This window comes from Kitasatospora sp. NPDC093558, from assembly GCF_040683475.1.
Taxonomy (GTDB): domain Bacteria; phylum Actinomycetota; class Actinomycetes; order Streptomycetales; family Streptomycetaceae; genus Kitasatospora.
Genome location: NZ_JBFBDY010000758.1, coordinates 1 through 2,721 on the forward strand (window position 1 = coordinate 1; position 2,721 = coordinate 2,721).

Here is a 2,721-nt window from a genome sequence, read left to right on the forward strand (position 1 = left end):
GGCGGTGTCCCAGCGGTCGCCCGCGTAGATGTACGTGGTGCCCGAAGTGCCCTGGACGGTGATGATGTTGGCCGTCTGGCTCCCGTACGTGTTGGTGCCGGGGGCGGCCAGGTCCTTCCAGGCCGACCACGGTCCGCTCGGGGACGTCGCGGTGGCGTAGACGTTGTCGTTGAGGTACCAGCCGGACAGGTGCGACCCCAGCATGTAGTAGATGCCGCCCACCTTCACCATGGCCGGGGACTCAATGCTGCCGCCGCCCAGGAGCGCGACCGAACTGTCCACCGAGAGGTAGTCGGCGGAGAGCTTGTCGATCCGCAGGCCGCCGTTGTTGCGGTCCTCGGTCATCAAGTAGGCGCTGCCGTCGGACTCCTGGAACAGGCCCAGGTCACGGCTGACGTTGCCCAGCGGCCGGAAGCTGCCCCGGTAGGTGTACGGGCCGCACGGCGTGCTGCTGGTCGCCACGCCGGCCTTCGCCTCGGAGTAGTCGGCACTGTCGATGTGAACGTACATCACGTACAGGCCGGTGGACGCGTTGTAGATGACCTTCGGCCGCTCGACGACCCGGTTCGGCCCGAGATCACCGCTGCTCTGCTTGGCCAGTGCCACGCCCTGGTAGGTCCAGGTGCCGAGGTCGCCGGAGGTGTAGCAGGGGATGTCCTGGAACGAGGTGTTGGCCGACGTCTCGCCGGTCTTGTCCTCGCCGAAGCCGTACCAGGTGTTCCCCGCCTTGACGATGCCGAGCCCGTGCAGCTGGAGCGCGTTGCCGTTCTGGTCGGTGCGGGCGCCGCCCAGGGTGAACTGCACCGGGGCCGAGGCCGCCTGGGCCTGTGCGGCGGGCAGCAGCACCGACGCGAGAGCACCGAACAGGGCGAGAACGCCCGCGAGTGCGGTGCGCCACCGGCCGGCCGGTCGGCTGTCGGCTGAAGGACTGCGGAACACAGGTTTCACCTCTCCATGAGGATGTGTCACAGGACCGGAGGGGTCCATGACATGGGATGGATTAAGGCGCAAAGGTCGGGTGCTTGTCCAGAGTTTTGACGACTTCCGCCGAATAACCGCCACTGGAGGCATGATTCATCGGATCTCACAGCAACACACATGGGACGTATAGTCGTTCTGAGCGATCCGGCGCAGCTCCACCCGTGCACGGCACCCCAAGGCCATCCGCGCCGCCGCCACCGTGAAACTTTCACCGATGGGATCGAACCCAGCAGCCGCATCGCCGGGAAGCCGGGACGGGACCCCACGGCCTCTTGACAGCTCACGGTCACTGATGCAGCGTCAGCAGTCCGTGACACAGCCGAAACAAGAGCAGGGGCGGCCCTGCGAGCGCACCGATGATGTGAGCGCTCACACCACGAGGAAAGAGGTTCCATGCTGCGTTCCCGGTACCTGAAGTCCCGCCTGCTCGCCGTACTCCTGGCGGTCGGCGCCGCGTTCGGGGTGAGCCTGTCCGCCGCGCCCCAGGCCGGCGCCGCCTCGCTGACCCGGATCACGGACTTCGGCAACAACCCGACCAACCTGCAGATGTACCTGTACGTCCCGAACAGCGCCAAGGCCAACCCGCCGATCCTGCTGGCGCTGCACGGCTGCCAGGGCTCCGGTCCCTACCTGTACTCCAGCACCGACTTCGGCGCGCTGGCCGACCGGTACGGATTCATCGTCATCTACCCCTCGACCAACCCCGGCGGCAGCTGCTGGGACGTCTCGTCCGACCAGGCGCTGACACGCAACGGCGGCAGTGACCCGGTCGGGCTGATGTCGATGATCACGTACACCGAGCAGCGCTACGGCGGGAACCGCAACGCCGTGTACGTCACCGGCGAGTCCTCGGGAGGCATGATGACGAACGTCATGCTCGCCGACTACCCGGACGTGTTCAAGGCGGGCTCGGCGTTCATGGGCGTGCCCTACCACTGCTTCTACACGGGCACCGTGCGCGGCTGGAACGGTCCTTGCGCCGGGGGCCAGGTCTCCATGACCGCGCAGCAGTGGGGAGGCCTGGTGCGCGGTGCCGATCCCGGCTACACCGGGCCGCGCCCCCGCGTGCAGTTGTGGCACGGCACCGCCGACCCCATCCTGAACCACCGCGATCTCGGCGAGGAGACCAAGCAGTGGACGAACGTCCTCGGGGTGGGCCAGAGCCCGTCGTCGAGTGACACCCCGGCCGCCAACTGGAACCGGGCCCGGTACAACAACGGCTCGGGCACCACACAGGTCGAGACGTACAGCATCGCCGGGGCCGGGCACCAGTTGCCGATCCAGGGCACGCCGATGGCCGCGTACGCCATTCACTTCATGGGACTGGACGGCCGCGCCGCCCGGCGGTGAGCCCTCAGGCAGTCACACGGGGTCCGAGCTGGTGCGCGGCGGTCCGGGGATGTCTGGTTCGATGGGAACACCGCCGATACCACCCGGAATCGTCGCCACCGCCCGAAATGGAGCAGGACCCTGAGTACGTCGTTCGCCGAGGCGTTGTCCGCCGGCCTGCTGGGGCTGGTCCTGGTCTGCGCGGTGGTGCGGCCCTGGGGGTGGCCGGAGGCGGTGGTCGCCGTGCCGGCGGCGGGGCTGGTGGTCGCCGTCGGCGCGATCTCGCCGTCGGACGCGGTCGCCGAGGTGCAGCGGCTCGGGCCGGTGGTCGGCTTCCTGGCGGCCGTGCTCGTGCTCGCCCAACTCTGCGACGACGAGGGCCTGTTCCACGCCTGTGGGGCCTGGATGGCC

The 2,721-nt window shown here is 68.6% G+C and carries 2 protein-coding genes and 1 pseudogene; 2 read left to right on the forward strand and 1 reads right to left on the reverse strand.

The window, feature by feature from the left end:
* Nucleotides 1-939 (reverse strand): family 43 glycosylhydrolase (locus tag AB0O00_RS34780; protein WP_363658672.1); only part of this gene is annotated, 939 nt, incomplete at its 3' end.
* A 435-nt stretch (nucleotides 940-1,374) separates the two neighbouring features.
* On the opposite strand from AB0O00_RS34780, the gene AB0O00_RS34785 reads away from it, so the two are divergent.
* The gene (locus AB0O00_RS34785) at nucleotides 1,375-2,331 is read left to right on the forward strand and encodes a PHB depolymerase family esterase (RefSeq protein ID WP_363658674.1); all 957 of its coding nucleotides are present in this window, start codon (nucleotides 1,375-1,377) and stop codon (nucleotides 2,329-2,331) included.
* Nucleotides 2,332-2,451: 120 nt separating this feature from the next.
* Nucleotides 2,452-2,721: pseudogene (locus tag AB0O00_RS34790) on the forward strand (arsenic transporter); the annotation flags it as partial.

What these genes read in the sequence shown, in the direction of transcription:
- AB0O00_RS34785 (WP_363658674.1), top strand. Translation starts at nt 1,375, where the DNA reads ATGCTGCGTTCCCGGTACCTGAAGTCCCGCCTGCTCGCCGTACTCCTG.